Origin of the sequence: Streptomyces sp. NPDC096152 (assembly GCF_044763235.1) — a bacterium.
Classification (GTDB): Bacteria; Actinomycetota; Actinomycetes; order Streptomycetales; family Streptomycetaceae; genus Streptomyces.
The window spans coordinates 185,567-211,470 of record NZ_JBIWFW010000005.1; the positions used below are offsets into that span (position 1 = coordinate 185,567).

The window sequence follows — 25,904 nt, forward strand, 5'->3', positions numbered from 1 at the left end:
GCGCTGCCAGACGGCGGCAACCGCGGTGCCGGACGGGGAACGGCCCCGGCAGCGGACGCGGGGTACGACCCCGGCGGCGGACCGGGACGGCCCCGGCAGCGCACGGGTACGGCCCCGGCGCCGTGGGCGCCGGGGCCGTCACCGGCCGTGCGGGAGCGCCGGTTACTTGATCTTCGTGCCCGTGGAGCGCAGGTTGTCGCAGCCCTGGACGACGCGCTGCGACATCGACGCCTCGGCGAGCTTGCCCCAGGTGCGCGGGTCGTAGGTCTTCTTGTCGCCGACCTCGCCGTCCACCTTCAGGACGCCGTCGTAGTTCCTGAACATGTGGTCGGCGACCGGGCGGGTGAAGGCGTACTGGGTGTCCGTGTCGATGTTCATCTTCACGACGCCGTTCTCCAGCGCGGTGCGGATCTCCTCCTCGGTGGAGCCGGAACCGCCGTGGAAGACGAAGTCGAAGGGCTGGCTGCCGGACGGCCGGCCGTACTTCGCCGCGACACCCTCGTTGAGCTCCTTGAGCAGATCGGGGCGGAGCACGACGTTGCCCGGCTTGTACACGCCGTGCACGTTGCCGAAGGAGGCGGCCAGCAGGTAGCGGCCCTTCTCGCCCAGGCCGAGGGCCTCGGCGGTGCGGACCGCGTCCTCGACCGTGGTGTACAGCGAGTCGTTGATCTCGTGGGAGACGCCGTCCTCCTCGCCGCCGGTCGGGGTGATCTCGACCTCGAGGATGATCCTGGCGGCGCGGGCCTGCTCCAGCAGCTCCTGGGCGATGGCGAGGTTGTCCGCGAGGGTCTCCGCCGAGCCGTCCCACATGTGCGACTGGAACAGCGGGTTCAGACCGGCCTCGACACGCTTCTGGGAGAGCGCGAGCAGCGGACGCACGTACCCGTCGAGCTTGTCCTTCGGGCAGTGGTCGGTGTGCAGCGCGATGTTGACCGGGTACTTCTCGGCGACGATGTGCGCGAACTCGGCCAGGGCCACCGCGCCGGTGACCATGTCCTTGCTGTACTGGCCGCCCAGGAACTCGGCGCCACCCGTCGAGATCTGGACGATGCCGTCGCTCTCCGCCTCGGCGAAACCGCGCAGGGCCGCGTGCAGGGTCTGGGAAGACGTCACGTTGATGGCCGGGTAGGCGAACTTGCCTGCCTTCGCCCGGTCGAGCATCTCGTTGTAGACCTCGGGGGTTGCGATGGGCATGGTCCGCTCCTCGTATGTGCGGGTGGCGTTCTGCGTACTGAAGGCCCTGACCTAGGGGGTGACGTCGTCGTCGGCCCCATCTTCGCAGACGGAGCCGGATCCTTCGGACACCCTGTCCAGCCTGTGGATAACCCGGGGTCTCAGTCGAGACCCAGGTCGTCCTTCGAGTACGCGAACACGTAGGGGACACCGGCCTTTTCGGCGATCGCCTCGGCCGCGCCGGTCGCGCGGTCCACGATCGTGGCGACCGCGACGACCTCCGCGCCGGCCTCCCGCAGCGCCTCCACCGCGGTGAGCACCGACCCGCCCGTGGTGGAGGTGTCCTCGACGGCCAGCACCCGGCGGCCGGCCACCTCGGCGCCCTCGATCCGGCGCTGCAGCCCGTGCGCCTTGCCCGCCTTGCGCACGACGAAGGCGTCCAGGGTCCGGCCGCGGGCGGCGGAGGCGTGCAGCATCGCGGTGGCCACCGGGTCGGCGCCCAGGGTGAGGCCGCCGACCGCGTCGTAGTCCAGGTCGGCGGTCAGGTCGAGCATGACCTGGCCGACCAGCGGGGCGGCCACGCCGTCGAGCGTGATGCGGCGCAGGTCGATGTAGTAGTCGGCTTCCTTGCCCGACGACAGGGTCACCCTGCCGTGCACCACGGCCTTGTCCTTGATCTCCTGCAGCAGCTCGCCGCGAACGTCACTCATGGCAGCCAGCTTAAGGGCGGCGCCAGGCCCAGGTGGTCGTGGCCTCCAGCGGCTCCAGGGGCGTGACCAGGCGCGGGAGGGTGTTGAGGCCGTTGGGCGGGCCGGTCTGCGGCTCCACGCACACGGCGGCGTCCTGCTCGTCGTAGACGACGACCCACTCCTCGGGGCTGGTCACCCTCAGCTCCAGCTGCCCCGGCCAGGTGAGCGTGACGTCGACGCCGCCGGGCATCCCGAAGCAGTCGTCCCAGGGGCCGGGGGCGGGGTCGGTGCGCTGCCCGGTGGGCAGGTGGTCCGCGCCGCGCTCCTCCTGCCAGGCGGCGCTGAAGTCGATCAGCACGCCCTCGCCGCCGAGGGTGCGGTTGAACCACGGGTGCCAGCCGATCTGCGCCGGGAACGAGGAGTCGTACGTCTCCACGGACATGGTCAGCGTCAGGGCGTCCCCGGTCAGGGCGACCACCTGGGTGACGCGGCCGGCGTAGGGCCAGGGGTCGACGAGGTCGTACGTGAGGACCGCCTCGCTCCGTGTGGTGCGGGCGGTGGTCCACGCGCCGTCGCGGGCCGTGCCGTGGATGGCGTGCGGCGGGGAGTTCAGCGGCATCTGGTGGACGGCGGCACCGTCCCGGAAACGGCCGTCGCGGATGCGCCCGCACCAGGGGACCATCGGGAAGCAGCCGAACCGCTCACCCTGGCGCAGCAGTTCGAGCCCCCCGACCCGGAGCCCCCCGATCCGTCCCCCGTCGCCCGGCCGCACGGTCACTTCCGCGTCACCCGCGGTCAGCGTGATGTCTTCGTTACTCACGCGACGAGGCTACTGGGCCGATCAAGAGCGCGGTGCGCGTCCCGGCCACCGGCGGTGGGTGGGGGTGGGATGGAAGCGGAGGTGGGGGCGGAGGTGCGGGTGGGAGGTCAGCGGCGGCGTCTGAGGGCTCGCCCCAGGACGATCGCCGAGGCCACGACCAGGGCCGCCGCGGGGGCCGCCCAGCGGAGGGTGGGGCTGGAGGAGACGGTGAGCGGGGCCGGGACGGGGGCGTAACGGCCGCGCGGCGGGGCGTGGTCGACCTCCTCCGCACTGCGTCCGATCATCGTCCGCCGGGCGTGCGCCGCCTCGGCGGGCGGCTCGGCGGCCGGCGCTGCCGCCGCTTTCGGTGCTGCTTCTTCCGAGGCCTCTCCCCCGGCTTCCCTTGCTTCCGTCTCTCCCGCTTCCCCTGCTTTTTCTTCCTCGCCCTCGTCCGCCGACGGGGCGAGGGAGGGCGGGGGCACCTCGGTGTCGAACACGGAGGCGGGCTCGGGCTCGGCGGGCTGGTTCTCCGTGTCCTCGGCGGGCGCGCTCTCCGTGCCGGTGCCAGTGCCGGAGGCGGAGGCGGTACCGGAGTCGGAGTCCGAGTCGGCGCCGGTGGCCAGGTGCTCCGCGAAACGGTTCAGCAGCCGGATCGCCGCCGAGCGCACCGCGTCCTCGGGCAGTTCCTCGACCCGGCCGTCCGCGGAGGCGGTGCCCTCGAAGACGAGCGCGCAGCCGCCCTCGGCGTCCCGCACGCGGAGCGTGAGCGCGAGCTTGACCGAACCGGTGCCCCGGGACTCGGTGGCGTCGCCCTCGACGGCGTACGACCCGTCGTCGCGGGCGGAGACCCGCAGGGCGCCCCGGTAGGTGATGGAATGGCCGCCGATCCGCACCTTCAGGCGCCCGGCGACGGGCTCGGCGCCCGCGTCCCGCTGGAGCCCGGGCACCGCGCGCGCCACCTGTGCGGGGTCGGCGAGCGCCGCCCGCAGCCGCCGGGCCGGGACCGGAACGAACACCTCGTGCTCCATGTCAGCCGAGGGTACCCAGTTTGACGGCCGGGGATACGTCCTCGTAGCCGTCTCGTTCTCCCGCGGGCGGGTCCCTCAGTCCGTGTATCGCGGGTGGACCAGCGTGGACGGCGGCAGATGGCGTACACGTGTGCGGGCCGCGGCGCGGAAGTCCACTGCGAGCCCGGCCGGGGTGAGCGTCCGCGGGCGCGGGGCGCTCGGGTCCAGACGCAGCGCGGGGGTCGTCCGCGCCGCCAGCACGAACCCCCAGTCGCCGGGCGACCGGGAGGCTCCGGCCGTCCGGTCGGGTCCGGCGGCGAACCCGGCGTCCCGGCCGCCGACGCGGTACGGAGCGGTGCGCAGGCCGGCCGCCCGGATCGTCGCCTCCACCGTCCAGAAGACCCGCGGGCGGGAGGAGACCGGACCGGCGTGCACCACGAGCCGCCCGTCGGCGGCCAGGGCCCGCCGAGCCAGGCCGTAGAACTCCTGCGCGTACAGCTTCGTGCTCGCGGTGATGCCCGGGTCGGGCAGGTCCGCGATGACCACGTCGTACCCGGCGGCCGGGGCCCCGCGCAGCCAGCCGAAGGCGTCGGCCGTGGTGACGTGCACACGCCGGTCGCGGTACGCGTGCCCGTTCAGCCGGGCGAGGGACGGGTCGCTGCGGGCCAGACGGACGACGCCCGGGTCGAGTTCGACGATGTCCACCCGGTCGACGCCGGGATGCCGGAGCACCTCGCGCGCGGCGAGGCCGTCGCCGCCGCCGAGGATCAGCACACGCGCGTGCGGTCCGGCCATCGCCGGGTGCACGAGCGCCTCGTGGTAGCGGCGCTCGTCGCTGCCGCCGACCCGCAGCCGCCCGTCGAGATAGAGGTCCAGGGGCCGGCCCCGGGCGCCCCCGGCGAGGACCACCTCCTGCACGCCCGTCTGCAGCGCCACCCGGACGTCCGTGCCGTACACGGCCTGCCGCGCGGCCCGTTCGAAGTCGCCGACCAGGGCGGCGGCCGAGGCGAGCAGGCCGAGCACGGCGAGGTTGGCGGCCAGCAGCAGCCAGCGCCCGCGCGGGCTCAGATCCCGGCGGAACAGGCCGAGGACGAGAGCGCCGCCCGCCACCACGTTGACCGCGCCGGTGAGGAGCGCGCCGGTCAACTGGCCCAGCATCGGCAGCAGCAGGAAGGGAAAGGCGAGGCCGCCGACGAGCGCGCCGACGTAGTCCGCGGCGAACAGGTCGGCGACCGCGCCGCCCGCGTCCTGGCGCCGGATCCGCTGGATCAGCTCCATCAGCAGCGGCACCTCGGCGCCGATCAGCAGGCCTATGGCGAGCGAGAAGGCGACCAGCAGACAGCGCGGACCGTTCGCCCACAGCCCGCCCCAGGCGCCGGTCCAGGCGAAGACGGCGTACAACGCCATGGCGCTGCATCCGCCGACGAGGGCGAGTGCCGCCTCGATCACCCCGAACCCGATGGCGGCATGGCGCCGCAGACGCTTCGCGGCGAGCGAGCCGATGCCCATCGCGAACACCATGACGGACAGCACGACGGACGCCTGGGTGACCGAGTCGCCCATCAAGTAGGAGGCGAGTGCGACCAGTTCCAGCTCGTACACCAAACCGCAGGCCGCGCAGACGAAGACGCCCGCGAGGACGAGGAACCGGCCGGTGCCCGGCCGGACGGGGAGTCTCGCGGGGCCGCCCCAGGGTGGTGCGGTACCGGGCGGGGCCGGGGCGTGCGGTTCGATCACGACTGCGACGTTACGTCACGGCCATGGGGCGCTTCGTCACCCACACGTGTGGAAAAAGAGGTGGATGGGGCACGGGAGTTTGAATGGTTCAGCCGGTCCCGGCCAGCGCCGATCTGCGCGCCCCCACCTTCGTCCGGGTCGCCACCAACTGGCCGTCCTGCGGGTACGCGTGCCAGGTGCGCCAGTGCACCTGGCCGTCGTGCCGCTGCGCGAGCAGCGCGGTGAACGCGTGCGGGCTGCCGGGGAAGACACCGGCGAGGCCCTGGGGATGGTCGGCGACGAGGGCGAGCAGTTCCTGGGCGCGGCCGGCGAACGATCCGGGCGACAGCACTTCCACGCGGGCCGCGAACTCGTACTCCCAGTCGCCGACCCGTTTGGCGACGCCCAGCGGAAGGGGCGTACTCGAGCCCGGCAGGCACGCCACGGTCTCCGAACAAAGGCCCCGGGCCTCCTCCAGGAGTACCTGGTGGGACGCGCCGAGAAGTCTCAACTGCATTTTCGCACCGGCGAGTTCAAGGTCCAGCGTGGCCAGGGCAGGGAGCGGTTCGCGCCCCAGGGCCCAGGCGAGGTCGGCCGCGCGCGTGTCGGTGTAAGAGGTGTTCAGGGTCGTGAGCATGGGTCGGCTCCGCTTGCACGCAAGAAAAGGGAGGTGTGGGGCCGACGTACCCCTGTCGGCACAGGGGGACGGCCCGGTCAGCCCAGTTCGGGAGGGGGGTGCGGGACGTCCGAGGGGCTGCGTCGGTGAAGTAGAGGGAATCATGAACGGCGGTTTCGCCACAGCGTTTTTACCCAACTTCGGGGGCTTTCCATCCCCTAGAGGGCCCCACAGCTCAACTGTTCAACCAGCGAGGGCGCCGGGCACGCGGGCACACACCGGGCCGCACGCCAGGGCGCCCGCCGGGAGAGGTTTCCCGCCGGACGCCGTCGGTGTGCGATTCCCGTGAGCGGGGCCGGCTGCCCCGCGAGCCGTGCGCTCCCCCGTGTCAGCTGCCTCCGCCGCATCCGCCGCCGCCCCCGCAGGACGAACCGCCCCCACAGGAGGACGCTCCCCCGCAGGAGGAGTGACCACCGCAGGAGTGACTGCTGCCGCAGGAGTGGCCGTGGTGCCCGCCGGAGTGGTGCCCCCCGGACGACGACGAGCCACTGTCCCCCGAAGCGGCCCACCAGCCGACGGCACCGGCGTCACTGCTGCTCCCGCTGCTGCTTCCCCGGCTCCCGCTGTACGACCGTGTGCGCATCCCGCTCCGCCGGGCGTTCCGCCGGATGTTCCGGCTGCGCCCGTTCCGGCGCAGGCCGGACACCAGCACCGCCACGAACAGCACTGCCATCACCGTCAGGATGATGCCGATGGCCATGGCGTCACCCTCCTTCCGATTCCCCGTGATGTCCCCCGAAGCGGCCCCCGTGGACGCCTCGCTCGTTGCGTGACCCGGGGATGCCCGGCCGCCACACCGGCCAAAGCACACTTGAGGAACTTCAGAGGGTCCGGCCGGGGGAACGACCCACGGGGTCGGACTTGCCGTTGGCCCGCCGGGCCCGAAGCGTCAATCGTTCGGTGAGTCAAGCCGCCGAGCAGTGCCATGACCGAACCTCACAGTCGTTCGTACAGTGGCGCGCACCACCTGGACGCCAGGAACCACGCCCGTGTTCGAGCGTTTTTCTGCCGCCCCGCGCCTCAGGTCCGCGTTTTTGAGAAGAGTTGGGCCTTTGGTACGTCACGGCGGTTTAGTCCAAGAGGAGTTGGGGCTTCAATTCCGTGGGCGGCGGGTGCAGGTCATCGCCGTGTTCTCACGACAGTTGAAGCATCAATCGCGCGCGTTAGGCCTTAAGTGGACACGTTGCACGCCACTCGCTACGGTCGAATCAGGGGCGCCACAAGTACAAGAATGGTCCGCACGCAGAGAATTTGGCGTCAGAAGCCGGAATTCATCCGCCCTCATGGTGCCCAGCGCATCGTGGCGTATACACCGCTCCCTGGACCGTAACCGCACACGGGATGTGTCCTGGCCAGGTCGAGGCACCATGTGCGTGTGCCGTCTCGAAGAAAGAGGATAGCTATGCGCGCGAAGCGATTCACCGTGGTCGTGGCGGGCCCCCTCGCCGCAGCAGCACTGGGATTCTCACCGGCGCTGATGACGCAGGCGGTAGCCGACACCACCCAAGCACCGGCGGCGTCCGCCCCACAGGCCCCGAACGCCAAGAGCCCGGCGCAACAGGGCAAGACGGACGGCGGCAAGGCCGGGAAGAAGGACGGCGAGAACTGCGATTCTCAGGGGTCCTACAACCCCGCTGCAAAGAAGAAGAATTACCCGGACGCCTCGGATTACAGCGTGTACAAGGCCGCCTACAAGGCGGCGTATGGTGCGGCCTACAAGGCCAACTTCGACCAAGATGCCTGTGAGGAAGAGTAGCGTTCATTGCCCGCAAGGGTGGGGCACCTGTCGTCCGGTAGGGCCGCCCGCCCTCGCGGGTCCGCCATGACGGGTGCCGCGCTCGCCCCGAACGCGCGGCCTCCCGCCGCCACGGACCACCACCGGCCGGCCCGATGGCGGGTGGTGGTCCGGCCAGTGGCTGTTGAGCAGACGTGCGGACCCGGCGACGTCCACGGCCCGGGCCGTCCGAGGCCGACCAGCGCTGACAGGTGGCCACGGCATCTCCGCAGGTCGAAGTTGTATGCAGCCCCAGAGCTCCGTGTCGGCGTAGTCGTATCCCACTTCCCGCGCAACAAGAAGCCAGCTGGAGCGCCTGCGCACCTAGGTCGCAGAGATTGCGACACGGACGAGGTGTGGACGAGCCGCTTCTTCCCGTCGTCGGCGAGCGCGCACACGGAGACCGCGGCCATGCCCGGTGTCGTGGTGACTCCCATGACGTCGACGCCCTTCGCGGCGAGGGACTCCGTCGCGTAGGCGCCGAGCACATCGTCTCCCACGACGGCGAGCAGAGCCGTGGCGTCGCCCTATCGGGCACAGGCGACAGCCGAGTTCCCACTCCACCGGCACTCACCAGGTTCTCGAACGCGTGCGTCTTCTGGTCCGCGTCAGGGTGGTGGAAAACGCGCAACGCCACATCGAGGGCGATGTCTCCACAGAACAGGGCCGTGGCCGTCATGCCGGGTCCCCTCATCGTGTCCTCGTCGGCCGGGGTCAGGTACCTACCCGGCCCCGCTCGTCGACACGCTCCGCCGCGCCCGGCCCAGAGGCTGACACGCCGTGCCTCCGTGGGCCGTCCGAGGACGGCCGACGACGACAGTCGGCGAACGGCTCTTCCCCTGCTCAGAGAAGGTGCTGCGGGTACTGGGGCAGGTGGCCGCCAGTGAAGCAGGGTTGAGGAACTCCAGGGCTTCGACGCAGGATGGCCGCCATGACCTCCACCGCACGCCCCTCCGGCGCCGACGCCGCCGGCGCACGCCCGCTCCTGAACCGGCGGCTCGCCGAGTTCGGGACGACGATCTTCGCCGAGATGTCCGCCCTGGCGGTGCGGACGGGTTCGATCAACCTCGGGCAGGGCTTCCCCGACACGGACGGCCCCGAGGAGATCCGGGAGGCCGCCGTGCGGGCCCTGCGGGACGGACGGGGCAACCAGTACCCGCCGGGCCCGGGCGTCCCCGAGCTGCGCAACGCGATCGCCGCCCACCAGCAGCGGCGGTACGGCCTGTCGTACGACCCGGACACGGAGGTGCTGGTGACCGCGGGGGCCACCGAGGCCATCGCGGCCTCGCTGCTGGCACTGCTGGAGCCCGGGGACGAGGTCGTCGCCCTGGAGCCGTACTACGACTCCTACGCCGCCTGCATCGCGATGGCGGGCGGCAGGCGGGTGCCGGTCACCCTGCGCCCGCACCGCGAGGAGGGCGCCCGGGACGCCGCGTTCCGCCTGGACCTCGACGAACTGCGCGCGGCGGTGACCGACCGGACCCGGATGCTGCTGGTCAACACGCCGCACAACCCGACCGGCACGGTCCTCACCCGCGAGGAGCTGGCGGCGATCGCGGAGCTGGCCGTCGAGCGGGACCTGCTGGTGGTCACCGACGAGGTGTACGAGCACCTCGTCTTCGACGACGCCGAGCATCTGCCGCTGGCGTGCTTCCCCGGGATGCGCGAGCGGACGGTGACGATCGGCTCGGCCGGCAAGACGTTCTCGTTCACCGGCTGGAAGGTCGGCTGGATCACGGCGGCTCCGGCACTGGTGGCGGCGGTCCGCTCGGCGAAGCAGTTCCTGACGTACGTGGCCTCGGGCCCGTTCCAGTACGCGATCGCCGAGGCCCTGGCCCTGCCCGACTCCTACTTCGACGGCTTCCGCGCCGACCACCGCCGCAAGCGCGACCTCCTCGCCGACGGCCTGCGCACCGCCGGCTTCACCGTCTACCAGCCGCAGGGCACGTACTTCATCACCACCGACATCGCCCCCTTCGGCGAGAAGGACGCCTACGCCTTCTGCCGCGCCCTCCCCGACCGCTGCGGCGTCGTCGCCGTCCCCAACTCCGTCTTCTACGACGACCCCGAAGCGGGCCGCACCCAGGTCCGCTTCGCCTTCTGCAAGAAGGACGAGGTACTTCAGGAGGCGAGCAACCGCCTCCGGCGTCTGGCGCCCTGAACCCCGGATCGCTCCCGGGGCATTGAGCCCGGAACAGTCGCGTCGACGAATTCGTGGTGGAGGACTGGCGCCGCGTCATCCGCAATTGGGGCTTTGCGTCCGGCTCATGGGCAACAAAGGCGAACGGAACGTGAGTTGGACGCCCAGCCGCCTGAGCGACCACTACGAGGTCGACCTGTGACCGGACGGACGCCTCACGGGGCAGGCCTGGAAGAGCGGAGCGGCTGTTGCCTGCGGTCCAAGGCTTCCCAGACGTTCACCTGTGAAGGTCTCTCCGCGCTCCGCGCACCAGTTGCGGGAGCACATCAGGGCAAATAAGTTTGATGTGCACCATCCGAATCCGGACCAGGTGGCTTCTTGCGGCTCTCCGCTACATCCAACCTCGCCAAGGAGGTGCTTTCGGATGTCAACCGATCGAACCATCAATGTACGATTCTTCAACAGGTGGGGTGCGGATCTTCAGAACGTCGTCCTGAAGTTCAGCACCTCCAAGAGCGGTGTGGAGTCCGACACTTACAAGATCGACCTGCTGAAGGACGGGGACAGCGCCGGACCCTTCCTCAGGCACTACCAGACCGGGATCGGCTCGGAGAACTTCGACTACTGGTACGTCGAGTTCGTATCCACGGGATCACCCAGCGGGAAGTTCTGGTGCAAGAACAACTTCTCATGCGTGCTGGACTCCGACGTCGACAATACCCGGGAAGCCCACTTCTGGGTCGGTGGCACCCAGAAGGAGGCCTACACGGGCTTCCCGGAGTCCGGTGGCGGCTGGGAAGGCGGATACGACGGTAATCCGCAGAGCGACCCCAAGAGCGACTACACGTGCTACGTCAGCCTGGACGGCCCCGCCTGATCACGAAAACACGGCCCGCCCCGTCGTTGGGCGGGCCGTTTCCGTGCTTTTGGCGCGCGTCGGCTCGAGTCGCGAGGCCGCTTCGTTGTACGTGAAACATTTTCACCAACCCCGCGTCCGCATGGCGCGATGGTACGGACCCCACGTGCCGGGGGCCACCGAGTTCCCAGGCCGCACGATCTGACATCTGTCTGGCGTCTGTTGCCGAGTGTTTCACCGGGATGTCAGTGGCGTGCTGTTCCATGAGTCCCGTGGAGGACTCGAAAGTGGTTGCCGCCGTTCGGGAGGTCATCGACTCGTCCGGTGCGGGTGTTGCGGCCGGAGCGCCGGTCATTCTCGATGCGCCGGAGGGCATGAGCCTGACGGGGCTGACTGCCGAGATCGGGCGGTGGGCGGGCAGACCACGGAACCTTGCCGCGGACGGTTTCACCGATACGTCGCTCACCGAGCGCACCGGACTGCCGCTCGTCGAGCCGTTCGGGAGCGAACTGAGGGAGATGCGGGGCTGGGCCCACCGGTCCCACTGGATCGGTTGCGGCAGCGTGCGCACCTCGCAGCGGGAGCGCGTGGTCGTGGTGATCGCCCATCGCGAGGATCCCGCGTTCACCGAATTCCCCGAGGACGCCTCCTGGGCCGAGAAGCTGCGCATCCTCACCGGATGGGAGCCGGTGCCGCGGCCGGCCGTCGACTGGCCCGCCGTCGAGGCCGCGCTCGGCACCTCGCTGCCGAGCGACTACAGAGAGATCGTCGACCTCTTCGGCCCGGGCGGCTTCGACGAGTACGTCGACCTTCTCGTCCCCGGGGCCCTGGGCCTGGACCTCGTGGACTGGGCGAAGAGCGAGGGCTGTCCGGCAGCGGACGGGCTCCTGCGGTGGGGGTCGTCTGAGCAGGAGTTCGACTTCGTCTGGCACACCGGGACGGCCGATCCGAACAACTGGCCTGTTCACGTCGGCCAGTTCGGCGAGTGGGAGCGATACGACTGCGGGCTGGGCGAGTTCCTCGTCCGCATGCTCACGGACCGCACGTACGCCTTCCCCACGAGTCGCCTCGACGCGCACTTCTTCCAGAGTCACGATCTGCGATCCCCTGAGGGGTGAGTCGGCGGCGGCGCCCGAGGCTCCACCCCCCAGGGCTGTCCGCCTCTCACGGCCAGGTGCGCTCGATGCGGTCTCGTCGTACGGCGTAGGCCGCAGGACCGCCCTTCTCGACGGCCCGGTGGATCGCGTCCCGGCGTGCCGCGAGCCGGTCGACCGTCTCGGCGCTGCCGTCTTTCGAGAGCGGGACCCACGACGCCCGACCGCTCACCCGCCCACCGGCTCAGACCGCCGCACGCAGTCGCTCCCCCGCTCGGCAGTCGCGGCAGTGTCCGGGGGACGGAGCGCGGAAGGCGCGGTCGCAGCCGTCGCAGGTCTGGAGGGGCGGTACGGCCGGCCGGTCCACGGGGTGTGCCGGTGGGGCGGGCAGGGGTGTCCCGCGCAGGCGGAAGGCGAGGATGCTCGCCGGGCGGGCGCGGAGGCGGTCCGGGAGGCTCGCGGTCAGCAGTTCGGTGATCTGTGGTGCCTGGACGCCTGCCGCCAGCCACTGGGTGACGGCAGGTGCCAGTCGCGCGGCCTCCCGCCCGGAGAGGATCAGACGCGGGTCGACCCGGCGCAGGGCCGCCAGTACGGCGACGGCCTCCAGGTCGGCGTCGGGGAGGTCGGCGTCGGAGAGGGGGAGTGCGGTATCCGGCCCGGACTCCGCGGGTGCGTGCTCCGTTTCCTGCGCGGTCGCGGATGCGGACCTGGGCGCGGGAACGGAGGGGGCGGGCTGCTTCCTGGGGCGGGGTGGCCTCGGGGGCCCGGGAGGGCCCTCCGGGGAGCCGCCGGGTGTGTCGTAGAAGTAGGTCCGGGTACGGATCTGCCCCGCGGGCAGGCGTTCGCGGCGGCGCTCCAGGTATCCGGCCACCTCCAGCTCCCTGAGCGCTCGCGAGATCAGGATCTCGCCCTCCGTGAAGTGCTCGCACAGGGCGGCGATGCTCACCGGGGAGCCGTCCGGCAGGGAGAGGATGTACGCCGCCACGCCGACCGTGACCGCGCTGCCGCGCCGCTGGGCGAGGGCGTTGGAGATCACGGTGAAGTCGGCCGTGAGGCGGGTGCGTACGTGGATCACGCCGGAAGTCGGTACTCCGGCGTCGGCGCGCAGGCGCGCGTTAGACTGCGAGTCAGCCATTGGGAAGGTCGGTACTTCCTGATCGGTCAGGCCCTCGATCGGGATTGCCGTCCCGGCCGGGGGCCGTATCTGTCTGCGGTTGTCGCGGTGAACGTAACGGCCCGTATCCCGCGCCTGCAAGCCGGTCACTCGGACGGGTGAACGGGGCGGGAGGGTGGGTGGGCGGGTGGTTCTGTACCCGGTTCTTTGCGGAGGTCAGCGGCGCGCCGGGCCCTCGTGGACGAGGGTCCGGCGCACCCGGGAAGCGGGCCGTGCCCGAGACCCGGCGGACTCAGGCGCGGTGCCGGCCGGTCTTCAACTCGCCTATGAAAGCCGTCCAGGAGTCGGCCTCGAAGAACAGAGCGGGACCGTGTGGGGCCTTGCTGTCACGGACGGGGACGATGCCGGGGGTTCCGGTCGCCACCGCCACTTCCACGCAGTCGCCTCCCGCCTGATTGCTGTAACTGCTCTTGCGCCACTCGGCGCCGTTCAGATCTGGACGGGACATTCGCGCCACGGTAGTTGCCCTCCATCGCGGACCGAATCATGTCGAGTGACATGAACGGGGGCAGAGCTGCCGCCCGCAGCCGATCGTAAATCGCCTTGTAGCGGGTGACGTCGGCAGTTTCCTCGATGAGCCGGCCGTAGTCCGCGCCTTCCGTGTAGGCCGCCACCGAGCCGTCCGGGAGGGTCAGGATCGTCAGCGACCCGCCCATCGCCTCATGTCCGCCCTGGTCGAACGGGAGTACCTGCAAACGGATGTGGTGTCCGTTGGCGGCATCCAGCAGCCGCGCCAACTGCTCCCGCATCACGGCACGGCCACCGACCGGACGCCTCAGCACCGCCTCGTCCAGAACGACCCACAGGTGCGGTCGGTCCGGCGAGCGAAGTCGCTCCTGCCGACCCAACCGGGCTTCCACGCGCTCCTCCAACTGCTGTTCATTGCACAGGAGTACGTCGAGGCTCAGGACCGCCCGTGCGTACGCCTCGGTCTGCAACAAGCCCGGGACCACGTGTGCCGCGTACTGGTTGATGGACTCCGCCCGCTCCGAGAGTTCGATGAACGCCCGCGACCAGTCCGGAAACGCCTCCCGGTACACGTACGGCCACAGCTCCACCAGCAGGTTGTCCGCGCCGAGGGCGGCGTCCAGGGCACGGGCGAGTTCCAGCGTCGGTTTCGCTCCGGAGGCGCGTTCGATCTGGGTGATGCGGGTGCTCACGACATGTGTCTTCCTGCCGAGTTCGGCCTGGGTCAGGCCGGCGGCCGTGCGGAGTCTGCGGACCCGTGAGCCGAAGAGGGCCGCCATGGAGGCGCTGGGGTCAATTCCGTTGGCCAAGGCGTTACTTCCGTTCCTTACGAGCTGAGAGGTAAGGCTGCGCCGTCTTCCGAGCGTAGGGGCGCCCGGCGACCCTTGGGTACGGAACGTGACGTCTCGCGCACAGGGCGAGACGTGCCAGGGCTCGCCAGACAAGGACGGACACGCCGTGCCGACAGAAACGACCAGCTCGGGCGTGATGGCCGCGCAGTTCGCCGCTTCGCCGCGAGGCGCGCGGCTCGCCCGGCGCCTCGCCGTGCGGCGCATGGAGGAATGGGGGTACCCGCCGGTTTCGGACGTGTCGTGCGCGGTCGCGCTCGTCGTCGGCGAACTCGCGGCGAACGCCGTGCGGCACGGCCGGGTTCCGGGGCGCGGCTTCGGTCTGCGGCTCGCTCTCGACACCACAGCGGGGCTGGTCCGCGTCGAGGTCGCGGACGCGGCCGCGCGGAAGCGGCCGCCCGCCGCCCCGCCCGCCGCGTGCCCCGAGGGCGAGTCGGGCCGGGGGCTGCTCCTGGTGGACTTCCTCGCAGCGCGCTGGGGTTGGGCCCCGCGTCAGCCCGTGGGCAAGACGGTGTGGGCGGAGGTGTCCCTCGATGAGGTGCCCCTGGACTCGTCCCCCGATGTGCCGCCCATCGCGTCTCTCGACCCGGCGGCAGGCGCTATCGCGGATACGTGGTGATGGAGATCGAGGTGCCCGACCCGGTGGGGCTGACCTGGACGGTCACTCCCTCGTCGGCGCGCTGGGCGACGACGTTGACGCTGAACTCGCCCTGGTACTTGGAGATCGTCCGCCATCCCTCCCGGGCGAGGGTGTCCACGTAGAAGGCACCCACCTTGCGGACGGAGTCGTCGGAGTGCAGCAGCGTGAACCCGTCGGTGTGGGTGGTCACCGTGGCGCCCGGATAGGCGGGTACCGGGCCGGAGGCGGTGGCGGACGGTGTCGCGGCGGGGCTGCTCGGCGACGCGGGACTCGTGGGGCTCGCCGGGGTCGTGGCCGTGGTGGTCGGGGGCTGCGTCGTCGGCGCCGGTTCCGGGTTGCCGGAGCACGCCCCCAGTGCCAGGACACCCGCCGCGGCGCCCGCAACTGTCGTGCTCAGAAGCCTTTTTCTCACGGCGGCCTCCTGCCTTCCGGCGGTACGTCGATTCTCCGGGGGCGGCGGACGCGCAGCAACCCGGGCCGCCGGGGGCCGGGCCGCCACCGGCTCGCGGCGGCCCGGCCCCCGGCTTACGCTGAGGAAGGCTGCGGTCACGGGACGGACGTACGTACCCGTCAACTGCTCCTGACCGGTGGGTCGGAGGAGGCGAGCCGATGGCGGCGGAGACCATGCGAGCGGCCCGTTTCGAGCGGGCCGACGGCCGGTTGACCGTGGAGAAGGACGTGCCGGTGCCCCGGCCCGGGCCGAGCGAGGTGCTGGTGCGCGTCGAGGCGTGCGGCATCTGCCTGTCCGACGTGCACATGATCGACGGCATCCTGCCCTGCCCTCTGGAGCGGGTCACCCCGGGCCACGAGCCGGCGGGCACCGTCGCCGCGGTGGGCTCCGAGGTGCCGTACTGGCAGCCGGGCCGGCGGGTGGTCATCGCGCCGGGCAGGTCCTGCGGGGCCTGCCCCCACTGTGGAGATGCGCTGGCCTGTCCAGCCCCCCAGACCATGGGGCAGCACTGGGACGGCGCCTGGGCGGAGTACGTCATCGTCCCGTACGCCACGCTGGTGAACGTGCCCGACGACGTGCCGATCGAGCAGGCGGCGATCTGCGCCGACGCGGTGGCCACGCCCTACTCGGCGCTGGTCGACCGCGGTGGGCTGCACCCGGGCGAGACCGTCGGCGTATGGGGGGTCGGCGGCCTCGGTGTGCACGCCGTGCAGATCGCCCGCCTCGCCGGAGCGAGCCTGGTCGTCGCCGTGGACACCCTCGACGCCGCCTGCGAACGGGCCCTGGAGGTCGGGGCCGACCACGCCGTGAACCCGGCCACCGCGGACGTCCGCGAAGAGGTGCTGCGGCTCACCGGCGGCGACGGGCTGGACCTGGCGGCCGAGCTGTCGGGGGCCGGCCGCGCGCTCGACCAGACGGTCTCCTGCCTCGGCCGGTACGGGCGGACCGTCGTGATCGGCATGTCGCAGGAGCCGGTCCGCCTCAGCGAGAACACCATCATGTTCGGCTACAACAACCACGCCGTCCTCGGACACGACGGCTACACCCGGCGCCACCTCACCCAGCTCATGCGCCTGCTGGCCGCCGGCCGCCTCGACCTGTCCCGCTCGGTCTCCGGCCTCCTGCCCCTGGAGGACGTCGGCCTCGGCGTGGAGCGGATGCGGACGAAGGAAGGCGACCCGGTCCGCATCGTCGTCACGCCACAGCCGCCGGGCGGCGGCGCAGGTTAACCCGTACGGCGTCCCCCGGACCGCCTGTACGGCGTAGGGGCTCGGGGTGAGCCGTACGGCACAAGGGCGCGCTGGTCCGCGCAGGACCCGTGGGCGCGCTGGTCCGCGCAAGGCGAGAGCACGAGGAGAGCCCGGCCCCGGCGCACGGCCGTGACGGGCCTGCGCCCTGGCCGGGCTCTCGCTCGCTCAGCGCGTGTCCGGTGGTCCGGGGAGGACTACTCCTCGCCGTCTCCCTCTCCGGGCTGGTCGGAGTCGTTGACCTCCTCCTCCAGGCCGAGCTGCTCGACGAGCCACTTGTCGAACTCGATCGCGGCCCGCACCCAGCTGACGGTGGAGGACACGAAGTGCTCCAGGCTCACGCCCATGCCGATCAGCATCTGCGCCTCGCCGATGAGGCGGACGGTGCCGTCGTCATGGGTGTGGGTGTAGACCTTGGGCCACAGGGTGCGCCGGTTCCAGTCGTCGATGGACTCGAGCAGCTGCGGCTTCTCGTCGATCTTGTGGGGCCGGTCGTAGAAGGTCCGCACCGAGAAGACCTGCTGGTCGGCCTCGCCCCGGAACATGAAGTACGTGCGGAACTGCTCCCACGGCGCCGCGAGGTCGCCCTCGTCGTCGACGACGTACTTCAGCTCCATCTGGTCGAGGAGCTGCTTCACGAGGTCCTGATCCGGGACGACGGGGCCCGCCGGTCCTTGCGGCTGCGGCTCGGGCTGGCCCCCGAAGTTCGGAATCGAGGACGGGTCGATGGTCACCGTGTTTTTCCCTTCGTACGGATTCCGCCATCCTCTCCCATCCGGGGAGGGGGGTGGCAAGCCTGTCGGCGGCCTGTCAGCCCTGGGCTGACATGATCCGGCCGACGGGTGAACGTCTGGCGTTGGAGGTGGGGTCATGACGCGGAGCGGAGCGCCGGTGCCGGACGGCACCGCGGGGGCGTCGCGGGGCCGGACCAGATGGTGGCTGGTGGCGGCGGTCGCGGCGCTGCCGGCGCTGGCCCTGCTCCCCTTCCTGGTCGTCTTCGTGGGCATGGCCCTGTCCGATTCCGAGTACCCACTCGGCGGCGGGCCCAAGGCCGTCCCGTGCGCCGAGGTGCTGAAGTCCGGCGGGGCAGTGCTTCCGGAGGGCGCCCAGCCGGTCGGTGCGTGTGTGGAGCGGAGCTGGCAGGACGTCTCCTACCTGGCGACCTTCCGGATGCCGCGAGCCGGCGTCGCGGAGTGGCTTCGCCTCACCTACCCGGAGGCCCCCGCACCCGAGTCCGACCTCTGCGAGGACGACGCGGAGCTGTGTCTGGACCTGAGCCACACCCGGGGCCTCCCTGCGACCGTGCACGTCGACGCCGTGCAAATCGAGGTGGAGTACGAGAACCCCGACACCGCACTGGTCCACTTCGCGGCGTTCACGGTGTGACCCGGCCGGCCGAGCGCCCACCGGGGGAGGGGCGGCGGCCCGTCACCCTCTGCCTGGGTGACGGGCCGCGCACGGGGCCGGAAGGAGGCGGGGAGACGCCGCGGACCGGGCCTGGGTCACAGCGTCTTCCCCGTCGCCGGCCCGACCAGGAGGCCGTCCTCGAAGCGGTCGACGCGGACGGTGTCGCCGTCCTTGATCTCTCCGGAGAGGATCTCCCGGGCGAGCCGGTCGCCGATGGCGGTCTGCACCAGGCGGCGCAGCGGCCGGGCGCCGTAGGCCGGGTCCAGGCCCTCCTCCGCGAGCCAGGCCAGGGCCTGCGGAGTGATCTCCAGGGCCAGGCGCCGCTCGGCCAGGCGCTTGGCGAGGCGGTCGATCTGGAGCTGTGCGATCCGCTCCAGTTCGGCCTTCGTCAGCGCGGAGAAGACCACCAGGTCGTCCAGCCGGTTGAGGAACTCCGGCTTGAAGGAGACCCGCACGACCTCCAGGACCTGCTCCTTCTTCTCCTCCTCGCCGGCGATCGGGTCGACCAGGAACTGGCTGCCCAGGTTGGAGGTGAGGATCAGGATGGTGTTGCGGAAGTCGACGGTGCGGCCCTGGCCGTCCGTCAGGCGGCCGTCGTCCAGCACCTGGAGGAGGATGTCGAAGACCTCGGGGTGGGCCTTCTCCACCTCGTCCAGCAGGACCACGCTGTACGGGCGGCGGCGCACGGCCTCGGTGAGCTGGCCGCCCTCCTCGTAGCCGACGTATCCGGGCGGGGCGCCGACCAGACGGGCGACGCTGTGCTTCTCGCCGTACTCCGACATGTCGATGCGGACCATGGCCCGCTCGTCGTCGAAGAGGAAGTCGGCCAGTGCCTTGGCCAGTTCGGTCTTGCCGACTCCGGTCGGGCCGAGGAAGAGGAACGAGCCGGTCGGGCGGTCCGGGTCGGCGATGCCCGCGCGGCTGCGGCGGACGGCGTCCGAGACGGCCCGGACGGCCTCGCCCTGGCCGATGAGCCGCTTGCCGATCTCCTCCTCCATGCGCAGCAGCTTCTGCGTCTCGCCCTCCAGCAGGCGGCCGGCCGGGATGCCGGTCCAGGAGGCCACGACGTCCGCGATGTCGTCGGGGCCGACCTCCTCCTTGACCATGGTGTCCTTGGCGGCCTCCTCCTCGGCCTCCGAGGCGGCCTCCAGTTCCTTCTCCAGGCCGGGGATCTCCCCGTACAGCAGCTTGGACGCGGTGTCGAAGTCGCCGTCGCGCTGGGCGCGTTCGGCCTGGCCGCGCAGGTCGTCGAGCTTCTCCTTCAGCTCACCGACGCGGTTGAGGGACTGCTTCTCCTTCTCCCAGCGGGCGGTCAGGCCCCGCAGCTCCTCCTCCTTGTCGGCGAGGTCGCGGCGCAGCTTCTCCAGCCGCTCCTTGGAGGCCTGGTCGGTCTCCTTGCCGATCGCCAGCTCCTCCATGCGCAACCGGTCGACGGCGCGCTGGAGTTCGTCGATCTCGACCGGGGAGGAGTCGATCTCCATGCGCAGCCGGGAGGCGGACTCGTCGACCAGGTCGATGGCCTTGTCGGGCAGGAAGCGGGAGGTGATGTACCGGTCGGACAGGGTGGCCGCCGCCACCAGCGCGCTGTCCGCGATCTGCACCTTGTGGTGGGCCTCGTAGCGTCCCTTGAGGCCGCGCAGGATCGCGATGGTGTCCTCGACGGTCGGCTCGGAGACCAGCACCTGCTGGAAGCGCCGCTCCAGTGCCGGGTCCTTCTCGATCCGCTCGCGGTACTCGTCCAGGGTCGTGGCGCCGACCATGCGCAGCTCGCCGCGGGCCAGCATCGGCTTGAGCATGTTGCCCGCGTCCATCGCGGAGTCGCCGCCGGCACCCGCGCCGACGACGGTGTGCAGCTCGTCGATGAAGGTGATGATCTGCCCGTCGGAGTCCTTGATCTCCGCCAGGACCGTCTTCAGGCGCTCCTCGAACTCGCCGCGGTACTTCGCCCCGGCGACCATGGCGCCGAGGTCGAGCGCGACCAGTCGCTTGTCCTTCAGGGACTCGGGCACGTCGCCCTTGACGATCCGCTGGGCGAGGCCCTCGACGACGGCGGTCTTGCCGACGCCGGGCTCACCGATGAGGACCGGGTTGTTCTTGGTGCGGCGGGACAGCACCTGCACGACGCGGCGGATCTCCTGGTCCCGGCCGATGACCGGGTCCAGCCTGCCCTCACGCGCCGCGGCGGTGAAGTCGGTGCCGAACTTCTCCAGGGCCTTGTACTGGCCCTCGGGGTCGGGTGTGGTCACCCGGCGCCCTCCCCTCGCCTTCTGGAAAGCCTCTTGCAGTTTCTTCGCACCGGCCCCCTGCCCGGACAGCACCTCGCCGGCCGCGCCGCCCTTGGCGGCGATGCCCATGAGCAGATGCTCGGTGGACAGGTACTCGTCTCCGAGGTCCCGGGCCCGGCTCTGCGCGTCCGCGATCGCGGAGAGCAGCTCGCGGTTGGGCTGCGGCGGCGCGACGGTGGACCCGGTCACACTGGGCAGTCCGGCGAGCACGCGCTCGGTCCCGGAGCGGACGGACGCCTGGTCGGCGTCCACGGCGGACAGCAGGTCGATGATGTTCTCGTTGTCCTGCCCCTCGAGCAGCGCGAGGAGCAGGTGGGCGGGGGTGAGGTCCGGGTGTCCCTCGGACACGGCCCGGTTGCTGGCCGCGTTGATCGCGTCCCGGCTCCTGTTGGTCAGCTCGGCGTCCACGGTCGCGTTCTCCTCCTTGGCGTCAGCGCTCTGCCACGTCTCCCAATGCTGACTCAGTCAGCGTACACAAAGTTGAGTCTATTTCACTCAAGGCGGCACGCGGGAGTCCTGGCGGGCTAAGTTCCGGTCCCATGGCCACCACATATGCCCAGAACCCCGGCGATCCCGACGTGCCGTACCGCGACTTCTGGCGGGAGCGGCATTTGTGCACGCTGACCACGCTGCGCCCGGACGGCACCCCGCACGTCGTCCCCGTCGCGGTGACCTACGATCCGGCGGCGCGGCTGGCTCGGGTGGTCGCGAACAAGTCCAGCGCGAAGGTGCGGCACGTGCGCGCGGCCGGCGCCGAGGGCGCGCCGGTCGCGGTGTGCCAGGTGGACGGGCGGCGCTGGGCGACGCTGGAGGGGCGCGCGCACGTCCGGACGGAGCCGGAGCGGATCGCGGAGGCGGAGCGGCGGTACGCCGAGCGCTACGAGCGGGCGCCGCGACCGAACCCGTCCCGGGTGGTGATCGAGATCGAGGTGACACGGGCGCTGGGGCGCGGCTGAGCCGGAGCGCCGGTTTTCGGCCAGCGCGTGAACCGGGGGATTCCCGGAGATTCCAGGGAAAACTGCAGCGGCGTCACCGTGTTCAGGTCACGGTGACGCCGCTGCGGGGGGAAGCACCTGAGCGATCTGTTACGACGGGGGAATCGCGTCAGGCACTGCGGGGGGTGGCTGAGATGGTCCTGATGTCCTGCGGTTCCGGCGCCACCTGCCGGTGGTCCCGCTGGTCGAGATTCACGAAGATCATTCCGTACCGGATGGCGCACCGCACGGGCTGCGGCGCCCCCCGAGGCCGTCGCAGACAGCGGTACGCCCGTAGGTCTCCGTCCTCGTCCCGCGTGACCACGACCGGCTCGCCGAACACGGTCACCATCAACGAGTCACCGCTGTGGGGGATGGCGGTGACCAGGTCGATGAAGTGCCAGCCGGAGCGGTAGGCCGTGGCCATTTCGCGACGGAAGGAGCGGTCGTCGGGTGGCGTGGTCACTTGGAGCCACCACCTGCGCCGGCCGGCGCGCCACCACTGTCGAAGGATGTGCTGTTGACAGGCGCTATCGGCCAGGCACTGTCCGCCCGCGTATCACCCTTCGCACCCGCGAGGCCACTCAGCGCACCGACGGCCACAACGGTGGTGAAGGCTGCTACAAGCACCGAGCGAAGCATTCTCTTACGCATAGTCGGCTTCGTCCTCACTTGAAGGTCCCCTCTTCCCCCGTCGACTACGACGATGGCTCATTCGGGCACGTCATGGCCACACAATCGGTGCATCATGTTCCTGCATGTTCAGGACCCTGGGGGGTGGAGATTTGGCAACGAATCGTACTAAGGCGACACATCCCCATGCGATGACCCAGATGTGCGAGGAAGGCGGCCGTCTCTACGCGCACGCCCTGCGCCTGGGACGTGTCTCCCGCGCCGACGTCGAGTCCGCCCCCTGTCTGATCGAGTTCGCCCTGCTGCACCCCGACCCGGAGGACGCGCGGTGGCTGCGCCCGGTGCCTCCGGCGGCCGCGCTGGCCCAGCGGCTCAATCCCATCGAGCAGGAGATCACCGAGCGGCGGCGGTTGTCGATCGAACTGTCGGACGCATTCGAGCCATTCATGACCCTCAGCGCGCAGGCGACGGCCGGCACGGACGCCATCACCGTGCTGGAGGGCCGGGAGCGGATCAACTCGGCCCTCAACCTGGCCGCCGCCCAGTGCCATTCGGAGATGCTCACCATCCAGCCCAGCGGCAACCGCAGCGAGGACAGCATCCTGCAGGGCCTGGAGCGCGACCGGCCGATGACCGAACGCGGCGTCCGGATCCGCACCCTCTACCAGCACACCGCGCGCTTCAGCCCCGAGAAACTCGCCTACGGCACGCAGCTGACCGACGGCAAGGCCGAGTACCGCACCATCGACGAACTCGTCGAGCGCCTGATCATCTGCGACGAGACCGTCGCCTTCATCCCGGCCCGCGACGACCAGCAGGTCGCCCTGGAGCTGCGGCACCCGGGGCTCGTCCGCTACCTCATCAAGCTCTTCGAGTTCCTGTGGGACCGGGCGGTCCCGCTGAGCACCGGCGCCCCCTACGAGACCGCACCCGGCGGCATCACGGAGATCCAGCACTCCATCGCCAAACTGCTCGTGGAGGGCCACGTCGACGAGGCCATCGCCCGCCGCCTGGGCATGAACGTCCGCACCTGCCGGGCCCACATAGCCAAGCTGGCCACCGCCCTCGGCAGCGGCAGCCGCGCCCAACTCGGTTACCTCATCGCCCAGTCCGGGATCCTGGACCGGGAACCGTGAGCGGGGCCGGCGCTGAGGTGCGCGGCGGCCCGTCCAGGCCGGCCTGCGCGATGCGCACACCGAGCTGCGTCCGGCTCGCCGCGCCCAGCGTCTCCGACAGCCGCGCGATGTGGGCGCGGCAGGTGCGCACGCTGATCCCCAGCCGTTCGGCGATCACCGCGTCCTGGTGCCCCTCCGCCAGCAGCGCGGCGATGGACTGCTCGCGGTGTGAGATGCCCTCGATGCCAGTGTCCGGCAGCGGCGCGGTCAGCGGGATCGCCAGCCGCCACAGGCGCTCGAAGACCGTCACCAGGTACTCGATCAGCGCGGGATGACGCAGCTCCAGCGCCATCGTGCGGTCGCTGTTGGCGGGGATGAAGGCGACCGTGCGGTCGAACAGGATCAGACGGTCGATCACCTCGTCGAGCGTGCGCGCCTCGACCGCGTCGCCCATCAGCTCCAGGTAGGTGAGCAGGCCCTGGCCGTGCCGGGCCACGTGCGTGTACAGGTCGCGCATCCGCACCCCGCGGCCGCGCAGCGCCAGGGCGCGGTGCAGGCCCTCCGACAGCTCGTGCTCGCGGCGGATGCCGCCGGGCTGGACGGTGAGCACCTCCGTGGTGCACGCCTCGGTCGCCTCGTCCATGGCCGCCTGGATGCGGGCCAGTCCGTCCAGGACGCGGATCGCCGTGCCCTCCAGGGCGGCGGAGGGAAACGGGACCGGACGGCCCAGCCCGGCGTACCGCTCGAAGGCGGCGACGACCGAACCCACCCGCCGGTGGCTCTCGCTGACCTCGTCGTACATCCCGCGCAGCAGCCGGGTCATGACCTCCTGCGGCGCGGTCGGCACCAGGAAGTCCATGTCGTCGGGGTCCGGGTGCAGCAGCGCCAGTTCCAGCAGGCAGGGCACCGGTTCGGCGTCCCGGCGCGCCACACGGCCCCGCCGTACGGCCCGGGAATACACGCGATCCCCGGCCTCGCACAGTCGGTCAGCACCGTGAGGATGCCCCTCCGCCCCGTGCCCGGCCATGGCCCATCACACCCCCGGTTTCCGTCTTCCGCAGCGCAACTATGCGCGGACGGGACCGGCTCCGCAACACGGCTCCCTGCGTCATGCCCCCCGGTAACCACCGGTATCGCCCGCTGTGTACCGGCCCTCGGCTGGCGCATTGCCGCAAGGTGGAAGCGCCCGCCGCGACCCGCCCGGAGGCACCCCTTCACCCGCACCGGAAAAGGGTTCGCACCCGCGAAAGCGGTCGCCCGGCGGCCGTACGCGCGAAGGAGGCCCGGGACCGAGTCCCGGGCCTCCTTCGTGCGCTGCGTGCGGTGCGCGTGTGCGGCCGTGCGCGTGTGCGGCCGTGCGCCGCGGACTACTTGAGGCCGACGGCCGCGCAGGCCGCCCGGTACCGGCTCGTGCAGATCTCGGAGACCTTGTAGATGCCGTCGGCGATGACGGTGGACTTGATGTTGCTCTTGGTGAGCGCGGTCACCGAGACGAGCTGGGCCGGGATGCTCTTGTCGGTCGGGCTGCTGACCGTGTCCCGGGTGAGGGAGTCGAACTGGATGTCGCGGCCCTGGACCTTGGCGACGGCCATCTCGGCGGCGGCCTCCGCCTCGGTCGGGTAGGACTTGTACACGCTCATGTACTGCTCGCCGGTGAGGATCCGCTGGACCGCGTCGAGTTCGGCGTCCTGGCCGGTGATCGGGGGCATCTTGGTGACCCCCGCGGCCTTCAGCGCCTTGATCACGCCGCCCGCCATGCCGTCGTTCGCGGCGTAGACGCCGACGAGGTTGCTCCTGCCGATCTCGTTGAGCGCCTCGGTCATGTTGGCCTGGGCGTTCTCCGGCTTCCAGTCCTTGGTGTCGTAGGACTTGGCGACCGTCACCTTGCCGTTGAGCTCGGACAGCGCGCCGGCCTTGAACTGCTTGGCGTTCGGGTCGGTGGGCGAGCCGTTCATCATGACGATCTTCGAGGAGCTGTCGGCCTCCTGGCCCAGGGCCTCCAGCAGGGTGCGGCCCTGCACCTCGCCGACCAGCTCGTTGTCGAAGGAGATGTACGCGTCGATCGGGCCCTCGGCCAGCCGGTCGTAGGCGAGTACCGGGATGCCCGCCTCCTTGGCCTTCTTCACCTCGCCCGCGATGGAGTGCGAGTCGACGGCGTCGATCAGGATGATGTCGACCTTGTCGTCGATCATCCGCTGCATCTGGCTGATCTGCTTGTCCGCGCTCGCACCGGCGTTGGCGTAGTCCACCTTGCCCTGGTTACGGGTGAGTTCGGCCACCTTCGCCTTGAAGATGGGGTAGTCGAACTTGTCGTAGCGCGTGTTCGCCGTCTCCGGCAGCAGCAGGCCCACCGTGAGGTCGTTGCCCTTGGTCGGGCTCGCGTCACTGCCGCTCCCCGATACACCGAGCGCGCCGCAGGCGGCCAGCGAGAGGGTCAGCGTGGGCGCAGCCACGGCTATGGCGATACGACGCATCGAGGTGCTCACTTCTGGTGCCTTCCGGACGCGGGCGCAACTTTGCGCCCCAGGTGACTGAAAAGCCAACGCGGAGGCGGGTACCGGCGTCAACCCATGCCACTTAACGAGATGACAACATCACCCTCCGCTTCTCTTGTGAAGGGGCTGGGGAATCGTCTCCAAACGCGCGTTACGGACCCTTCACTCAACGGCAGTTCACGGAGAGGCAAAGATCCGTACAACCAATTCCATTCCGCGCGAGTCGTGATCACGAAAGCTTCG

At 70.9% G+C, this 25,904-nt stretch carries 25 protein-coding genes; 9 read left to right on the forward strand and 16 right to left on the reverse strand.

Annotated elements, in window-relative coordinates; translation table 11 throughout:
* Positions 1–162: 162 nt before the first annotated feature.
* The 6 genes from fbaA to ACIQ9G_RS18580 all read right to left on the reverse strand — a co-directional run bounded on the left by fbaA (position 163) and on the right by ACIQ9G_RS18580 (position 6,021).
* Positions 163–1,194 (reverse strand): class II fructose-bisphosphate aldolase, encoded by a 1,032-nt coding sequence (fbaA, locus tag ACIQ9G_RS18555; RefSeq protein ID WP_403610433.1) that lies wholly within the window; start codon positions 1,192–1,194, stop codon positions 163–165.
* A 140-nt stretch (positions 1,195–1,334) separates the two neighbouring features.
* Positions 1,335–1,883, reverse strand: a complete 549-nt coding sequence (gene pyrE / locus ACIQ9G_RS18560; protein ID WP_403610435.1) for an orotate phosphoribosyltransferase — start codon at positions 1,881–1,883, stop codon at positions 1,335–1,337.
* A 10-nt stretch (positions 1,884–1,893) separates the two neighbouring features.
* Positions 1,894–2,682, reverse strand: coding sequence for an aldose 1-epimerase (locus ACIQ9G_RS18565; protein WP_403610438.1), 789 nt, complete (start codon positions 2,680–2,682; stop codon positions 1,894–1,896).
* Between the two features lie 107 nt (positions 2,683–2,789).
* Positions 2,790–3,689, reverse strand: a complete 900-nt coding sequence (locus tag ACIQ9G_RS18570; protein WP_403610441.1) for an SRPBCC family protein — start codon at positions 3,687–3,689, stop codon at positions 2,790–2,792.
* 75 nt (positions 3,690–3,764) lie between these two features.
* On the reverse strand, positions 3,765–5,405 hold the full coding sequence (locus ACIQ9G_RS18575; RefSeq protein ID WP_403610444.1) for a polyamine aminopropyltransferase: 1,641 nt from the start codon (positions 5,403–5,405) through the stop codon (positions 3,765–3,767).
* Positions 5,406–5,493: 88 nt separating this feature from the next.
* Entirely contained in the window at positions 5,494–6,021 is a 528-nt protein-coding gene (locus tag ACIQ9G_RS18580; protein WP_403610446.1) for a DUF2617 family protein, read from the reverse strand.
* A 1,441-nt stretch (positions 6,022–7,462) separates the two neighbouring features.
* Between ACIQ9G_RS18580 and ACIQ9G_RS18585 the strand changes: the two genes are divergently transcribed.
* The 4 genes from ACIQ9G_RS18585 to ACIQ9G_RS18600 all read left to right on the forward strand — a co-directional run bounded on the left by ACIQ9G_RS18585 (position 7,463) and on the right by ACIQ9G_RS18600 (position 11,948).
* Positions 7,463–7,816: a hypothetical protein gene (locus tag ACIQ9G_RS18585; protein WP_403610449.1), complete on the forward strand. Its 354-nt coding sequence runs from the start codon at positions 7,463–7,465 to the stop codon at positions 7,814–7,816.
* Positions 7,817–8,756: 940 nt separating this feature from the next.
* A complete protein-coding gene (locus ACIQ9G_RS18590; RefSeq protein WP_403610451.1) occupies positions 8,757–9,995 on the forward strand; it encodes a pyridoxal phosphate-dependent aminotransferase in 1,239 nt (412 codons plus the stop codon).
* A 403-nt stretch (positions 9,996–10,398) separates the two neighbouring features.
* A complete protein-coding gene (locus tag ACIQ9G_RS18595; RefSeq protein ID WP_403610453.1) occupies positions 10,399–10,851 on the forward strand; it encodes a hypothetical protein in 453 nt (150 codons plus the stop codon).
* A 353-nt stretch (positions 10,852–11,204) separates the two neighbouring features.
* Positions 11,205–11,948 (forward strand): hypothetical protein, encoded by a 744-nt coding sequence (locus ACIQ9G_RS18600; RefSeq protein ID WP_403610456.1) that lies wholly within the window; start codon positions 11,205–11,207, stop codon positions 11,946–11,948.
* 46 nt (positions 11,949–11,994) lie between these two features.
* On the opposite strand, the gene ACIQ9G_RS18605 is transcribed toward ACIQ9G_RS18600, so the two are convergent.
* The 4 genes from ACIQ9G_RS18605 to ACIQ9G_RS18620 all read right to left on the reverse strand — a co-directional run bounded on the left by ACIQ9G_RS18605 (position 11,995) and on the right by ACIQ9G_RS18620 (position 14,345).
* Positions 11,995–12,156 carry a hypothetical protein gene (locus tag ACIQ9G_RS18605; RefSeq protein ID WP_403610459.1) on the reverse strand — a complete coding sequence of 54 codons (162 nt, stop codon included), beginning with the start codon at positions 12,154–12,156 and terminating at the stop codon, positions 11,995–11,997.
* A 12-nt stretch (positions 12,157–12,168) separates the two neighbouring features.
* Positions 12,169–13,059 carry a hypothetical protein gene (locus ACIQ9G_RS18610; RefSeq protein ID WP_403610461.1) on the reverse strand — a complete coding sequence of 297 codons (891 nt, stop codon included), beginning with the start codon at positions 13,057–13,059 and terminating at the stop codon, positions 12,169–12,171.
* A gap of 271 nt (positions 13,060–13,330) precedes the next feature.
* Complete coding sequence (locus ACIQ9G_RS18615; protein ID WP_403610464.1) at positions 13,331–13,474, reverse strand: DUF397 domain-containing protein; 144 nt, start codon at positions 13,472–13,474, stop codon at positions 13,331–13,333.
* Positions 13,425–14,345, reverse strand: a complete 921-nt coding sequence (locus ACIQ9G_RS18620; RefSeq protein ID WP_403611275.1) for a Scr1 family TA system antitoxin-like transcriptional regulator — start codon at positions 14,343–14,345, stop codon at positions 13,425–13,427. The genes ACIQ9G_RS18615 and ACIQ9G_RS18620 overlap by 50 nt, the downstream gene beginning before the upstream one ends.
* Positions 14,346–14,553: 208 nt before the next feature.
* Here ACIQ9G_RS18620 and ACIQ9G_RS18625 point away from each other — a divergent pair, with 208 nt between their 5' ends.
* Positions 14,554–15,033 carry an ATP-binding protein gene (locus ACIQ9G_RS18625; protein ID WP_403611278.1) on the forward strand — a complete coding sequence of 160 codons (480 nt, stop codon included), beginning with the start codon at positions 14,554–14,556 and terminating at the stop codon, positions 15,031–15,033.
* Here the strand turns inward: ACIQ9G_RS18625 and ACIQ9G_RS18630 are convergent.
* On the reverse strand, positions 15,014–15,466 hold the full coding sequence (locus ACIQ9G_RS18630; RefSeq protein ID WP_403610467.1) for a hypothetical protein: 453 nt from the start codon (positions 15,464–15,466) through the stop codon (positions 15,014–15,016). The two genes, ACIQ9G_RS18625 and ACIQ9G_RS18630, sit on opposite strands and share 20 nt — an antisense overlap.
* Before the next feature lie 197 nt (positions 15,467–15,663).
* On the opposite strand from ACIQ9G_RS18630, the gene ACIQ9G_RS18635 reads away from it, so the two are divergent.
* On the forward strand, positions 15,664–16,734 hold the full coding sequence (locus tag ACIQ9G_RS18635) for a zinc-binding dehydrogenase (protein ID WP_403610469.1): 1,071 nt from the start codon (positions 15,664–15,666) through the stop codon (positions 16,732–16,734).
* A 215-nt stretch (positions 16,735–16,949) separates the two neighbouring features.
* Here ACIQ9G_RS18635 and ACIQ9G_RS18640 read toward each other — a convergent pair whose 3' ends face one another.
* Complete coding sequence (locus ACIQ9G_RS18640; protein WP_403610472.1) at positions 16,950–17,486, reverse strand: YbjN domain-containing protein; 537 nt, start codon at positions 17,484–17,486, stop codon at positions 16,950–16,952.
* Between the two features lie 136 nt (positions 17,487–17,622).
* Here ACIQ9G_RS18640 and ACIQ9G_RS18645 point away from each other — a divergent pair, with 136 nt between their 5' ends.
* On the forward strand, positions 17,623–18,138 hold the full coding sequence (locus tag ACIQ9G_RS18645) for a hypothetical protein (RefSeq protein ID WP_403610474.1): 516 nt from the start codon (positions 17,623–17,625) through the stop codon (positions 18,136–18,138).
* A gap of 116 nt (positions 18,139–18,254) precedes the next feature.
* On the opposite strand, the gene clpB is transcribed toward ACIQ9G_RS18645, so the two are convergent.
* The gene (clpB, locus tag ACIQ9G_RS18650; protein ID WP_403610476.1) at positions 18,255–20,852 is read right to left on the reverse strand and encodes an ATP-dependent chaperone ClpB; all 2,598 of its coding nucleotides are present in this window, start codon (positions 20,850–20,852) and stop codon (positions 18,255–18,257) included.
* A gap of 131 nt (positions 20,853–20,983) precedes the next feature.
* On the opposite strand from clpB, the gene ACIQ9G_RS18655 reads away from it, so the two are divergent.
* Complete coding sequence (locus ACIQ9G_RS18655; protein ID WP_403610479.1) at positions 20,984–21,400, forward strand: pyridoxamine 5'-phosphate oxidase family protein; 417 nt, start codon at positions 20,984–20,986, stop codon at positions 21,398–21,400.
* A 148-nt stretch (positions 21,401–21,548) separates the two neighbouring features.
* On the opposite strand, the gene ACIQ9G_RS18660 is transcribed toward ACIQ9G_RS18655, so the two are convergent.
* Positions 21,549–21,884, reverse strand: a complete 336-nt coding sequence (locus ACIQ9G_RS18660; RefSeq protein WP_392192264.1) for a hypothetical protein — start codon at positions 21,882–21,884, stop codon at positions 21,549–21,551.
* Positions 21,885–22,176: 292 nt separating this feature from the next.
* Here ACIQ9G_RS18660 and ACIQ9G_RS18665 point away from each other — a divergent pair, with 292 nt between their 5' ends.
* Complete coding sequence (locus ACIQ9G_RS18665; RefSeq protein WP_403610481.1) at positions 22,177–23,187, forward strand: helix-turn-helix transcriptional regulator; 1,011 nt, start codon at positions 22,177–22,179, stop codon at positions 23,185–23,187.
* Here ACIQ9G_RS18665 and ACIQ9G_RS18670 read toward each other — a convergent pair.
* Positions 23,150–24,193 (reverse strand): LuxR C-terminal-related transcriptional regulator, encoded by a 1,044-nt coding sequence (locus tag ACIQ9G_RS18670; protein WP_403610484.1) that lies wholly within the window; start codon positions 24,191–24,193, stop codon positions 23,150–23,152. The genes ACIQ9G_RS18665 and ACIQ9G_RS18670 overlap by 38 nt on opposite strands.
* A 340-nt stretch (positions 24,194–24,533) precedes the next feature.
* A complete protein-coding gene (locus tag ACIQ9G_RS18675; protein ID WP_403611280.1) occupies positions 24,534–25,640 on the reverse strand; it encodes a sugar ABC transporter substrate-binding protein in 1,107 nt (368 codons plus the stop codon).
* Between the last annotated feature and the right edge of the window lie 264 nt (positions 25,641–25,904).

What these genes read in the sequence shown, in the direction of transcription:
- fbaA (WP_403610433.1), bottom strand. Translation starts at nt 1,194, where the DNA reads ATGCCCATCGCAACCCCCGAGGTCTACAACGAGATGCTCGACCGGGCG.
- pyrE (WP_403610435.1), bottom strand. Translation starts at nt 1,883, where the DNA reads ATGAGTGACGTTCGCGGCGAGCTGCTGCAGGAGATCAAGGACAAGGCC.
- ACIQ9G_RS18570 (WP_403610441.1), bottom strand. Translation starts at nt 3,689, where the DNA reads ATGGAGCACGAGGTGTTCGTTCCGGTCCCGGCCCGGCGGCTGCGGGCG.
- ACIQ9G_RS18580 (WP_403610446.1), bottom strand. Translation starts at nt 6,021, where the DNA reads ATGCTCACGACCCTGAACACCTCTTACACCGACACGCGCGCGGCCGAC.
- ACIQ9G_RS18585 (WP_403610449.1), top strand. Translation starts at nt 7,463, where the DNA reads ATGCGCGCGAAGCGATTCACCGTGGTCGTGGCGGGCCCCCTCGCCGCA.
- ACIQ9G_RS18590 (WP_403610451.1), top strand. Translation starts at nt 8,757, where the DNA reads ATGGCCGCCATGACCTCCACCGCACGCCCCTCCGGCGCCGACGCCGCC.
- ACIQ9G_RS18595 (WP_403610453.1), top strand. Translation starts at nt 10,399, where the DNA reads ATGTCAACCGATCGAACCATCAATGTACGATTCTTCAACAGGTGGGGT.
- ACIQ9G_RS18600 (WP_403610456.1), top strand. Translation starts at nt 11,205, where the DNA reads ATGAGCCTGACGGGGCTGACTGCCGAGATCGGGCGGTGGGCGGGCAGA.
- ACIQ9G_RS18610 (WP_403610461.1), bottom strand. Translation starts at nt 13,059, where the DNA reads ATGGCTGACTCGCAGTCTAACGCGCGCCTGCGCGCCGACGCCGGAGTA.
- ACIQ9G_RS18620 (WP_403611275.1), bottom strand. Translation starts at nt 14,345, where the DNA reads ATGGCGGCCCTCTTCGGCTCACGGGTCCGCAGACTCCGCACGGCCGCC.
- ACIQ9G_RS18625 (WP_403611278.1), top strand. Translation starts at nt 14,554, where the DNA reads ATGGCCGCGCAGTTCGCCGCTTCGCCGCGAGGCGCGCGGCTCGCCCGG.
- ACIQ9G_RS18635 (WP_403610469.1), top strand. Translation starts at nt 15,664, where the DNA reads ATGGCGGCGGAGACCATGCGAGCGGCCCGTTTCGAGCGGGCCGACGGC.
- ACIQ9G_RS18645 (WP_403610474.1), top strand. Translation starts at nt 17,623, where the DNA reads ATGACGCGGAGCGGAGCGCCGGTGCCGGACGGCACCGCGGGGGCGTCG.
- ACIQ9G_RS18655 (WP_403610479.1), top strand. Translation starts at nt 20,984, where the DNA reads ATGGCCACCACATATGCCCAGAACCCCGGCGATCCCGACGTGCCGTAC.
- ACIQ9G_RS18665 (WP_403610481.1), top strand. Translation starts at nt 22,177, where the DNA reads ATGTTCAGGACCCTGGGGGGTGGAGATTTGGCAACGAATCGTACTAAG.
- ACIQ9G_RS18670 (WP_403610484.1), bottom strand. Translation starts at nt 24,193, where the DNA reads ATGGCCGGGCACGGGGCGGAGGGGCATCCTCACGGTGCTGACCGACTG.
- ACIQ9G_RS18675 (WP_403611280.1), bottom strand. Translation starts at nt 25,640, where the DNA reads ATGCGTCGTATCGCCATAGCCGTGGCTGCGCCCACGCTGACCCTCTCG.